Origin of the sequence: Mesorhizobium sp. M7A.F.Ca.AU.002.02.1.1 (genome assembly GCF_003998535.1) — a bacterium.
Taxonomy (GTDB): domain Bacteria; phylum Pseudomonadota; class Alphaproteobacteria; order Rhizobiales; family Rhizobiaceae; genus Mesorhizobium; species Mesorhizobium ciceri.
This window is the reverse complement of record NZ_RZPB01000880.1, coordinates 1-2,237: the sequence shown is the minus strand read 5'-3', so window position 1 is coordinate 2,237 and position 2,237 is coordinate 1. Positions and strand designations below refer to the sequence as shown.

Genomic DNA, 2,237 nt, shown 5'->3' with positions numbered 1-2,237 from the left:
CTCCCAAGACCGTGTGAACCCGGATTTGTTGCCCGCGCGAATTATGCGGCCGGCTTCCTTTTGTGCCGGTGGACACGCCAGACAGCAAAAACGCCGCCGCCGATGGCGCCGATCACCAGACCGGCCAGGCCGGTGAACACGGCGAAATAGCCGCAGGCGCCCTCGAAACAGCTCATCTCGGTGGCATCGGCGATCACCGAGCCGATGGCGAATCCGCCCACGGCGCCGATGACCGCGCCCAGGACGATGCCGAGCAGCGCGGCGATGACCGAGACGAAGGCCGATGGGCTCTCGGTTTTCGGATTGACATAAACGGCATCGGCTTCGGATCCATGGCGCAGCAGATAGATGCAGAGCGCGCCGATGGCGATTTCGGCGCCGGTGATGACAAGCGCCTGGCCCGAGAAGACGAATCCCGGCACCGTAGGGGCATAGGCATGGATGACCAGCAGCCCGACGATTATGGCAATCTGCCAGATCGTGAACTGGCGCGGGAAGCGGGCCGAGCGGCCGAAGGCGAGGCCGAGCAGGTAAAGCCCCCATAGGATGGTGACGATGTCGACGACGAGCCCGCCATAGATAAGGTAAAGCACGCTGTCTGGCAGGCCGGTGGCGCCGACCGCGGGCCAGACGGAGATCAGGCCGTAGACTGACCACGCCATGACGAAGACAAGCCAGCCCACCGGCACGAAGGACAGCCCGCTGTCCGGCCGCCTGACTGGCGTCTGTCCATTGCTCGATGTCATGTCCGCACAATGCCCCCGCAAAGCCTCGGCACCCGACAGGCAACTCCGGGGGAAGTCAAGGGCGGCCGTCCCTGCGGTCCTGCCTGTGCACACCATTGCAGCGGCGGCGCCCGCAAAAACGGGCATGCCGGCGGCCTCGTGAAAGACTGTGTGGCCGGCAAAGCGAATAGACTGCCGTTATGGCTTGGCATTCGCCGTCGGATCGACTAGATGAGCCCCGCGCCTGTTGCTTCGACGGCTCAGGTGCAGGGGAAGGCGTTTGCTGGTTGGCGACGCCGATGGCGAAAGTTTCGTCTTGCCCCAAGGGAGGTGCATCTCCCCAACCCGCGCGGCAAAACCGGCCGACGCGACATGCATGGACGGAGAGGTGGCCGAGTGGTTGAAGGCGCACGCCTGGAAAGTGTGTTTACGGGAGACCGTAACGCGGGTTCGAATCCCGCTCTCTCCGCCATCCTGCTTCGCTCTACGAGCTTCGCAGGACAAGCCCGAGCCTTTGCGCGAAGCAGGGCGGTAAACATCCCGCCGCGCTCTGCCCTTGAAACCTGCCAATCACAGGAGATGGCATGCCGAACGATGTAATCGTGCGCGACAGCAATGGCGCTCAATTGAATGACGGCGATTCCGTCACGCTGATCAAGGACCTCAAAGTCAAAGGCACTTCGGAAACGATCAAGCGCGGCACGCTGGTGAAGGCTATCCGCCTGAACGGCAATCCCGGCGAGATCGAATGCAACACCAAGCAAGTGAAAGGCCTGGTGCTCAAGACCGAGTTCGTGAAGAAGGCGTGAGCCTCAGGGCGGCAAGCGATCTCGATGGCTCCTTCGGGATTTTGGAGAGCCTGCCGTCGCCAAGTGGAAGCGGAGCCGTTGAGCGTCCGGCACATGATCGTTGCGCTGCGAAATTGATAATTTCGCCGACCAGGCACAATCAAAAACCGCCAAGACCCAAGTCTGGAACCTCCGGCCTCGTTGCGCGTTTCAGGGCGTCCCGTTCGCGGACCCGCCGGATATCTCTCCAAGCGCGCAAAAAAACCAGGAGCCCGCTTCATGCACGACAAGCTGTTTCATTCCCCGGTCGCACTCTCGGTCGGCCTTGGCTTCAAGCGCGAGATTGCGTCGCTGGCCGAAATGCACGACTTCCTTACCAATTGGACGACCTCCCGCCGCGGCCCCCTCTACCGCAACGCGGTGGAAGCATGTGAACTCGCCATCCCAGGCTATGTGACCATCGAGCAGGCCCGCCACGCGCTCGTCCAGTTTGCGCAAGCTTCTTGTATCCTGTGGCCGGACCTCGAGCCGGTGGCGGGCGTGCACGCCGTTGCGCGTGGCTATGGCGGCTACGCCGCCTGAAGATCGATACCCTCCGTGGCGGCTAAAGCCACACCACCATAGAAGGCCCGGCTGGCCCCAGCCGGGCTTTCCCGTTTCCGGCAGCTCGCAAGCAAATCGCAATCCTGTGGCTGGCCGCCTGCCTTGCGCGACAATCCCTGCG

At 63.0% G+C, this 2,237-nt stretch carries 3 protein-coding genes and 1 tRNA gene; 3 read left to right on the top strand and 1 reads right to left on the bottom strand.

The window, feature by feature from the left end; all coding sequences use genetic code 11:
• Positions 1–41 precede the first annotated feature (41 nt).
• Positions 42–746, bottom strand: coding sequence for a hypothetical protein (locus EN879_RS32765; protein ID WP_164919868.1), 705 nt, complete (start codon positions 744–746; stop codon positions 42–44).
• Between the two features lie 361 nt (positions 747–1,107).
• Here EN879_RS32765 and EN879_RS32760 point away from each other — a divergent pair.
• The 3 genes from EN879_RS32760 to EN879_RS32750 all read left to right on the top strand — a co-directional run bounded on the left by EN879_RS32760 (position 1,108) and on the right by EN879_RS32750 (position 2,095).
• Positions 1,108–1,197 (top strand) — tRNA-Ser (locus EN879_RS32760).
• Between the two features lie 112 nt (positions 1,198–1,309).
• Positions 1,310–1,534, top strand: coding sequence for an alkylphosphonate utilization protein (locus tag EN879_RS32755; RefSeq protein ID WP_013529641.1), 225 nt, complete (start codon positions 1,310–1,312; stop codon positions 1,532–1,534).
• Between the two features lie 258 nt (positions 1,535–1,792).
• The gene (locus tag EN879_RS32750; protein WP_013529642.1) at positions 1,793–2,095 is read left to right on the top strand and encodes a DUF982 domain-containing protein; all 303 of its coding nucleotides are present in this window, start codon (positions 1,793–1,795) and stop codon (positions 2,093–2,095) included.
• Positions 2,096–2,237: the final 142 nt, after the last annotated feature.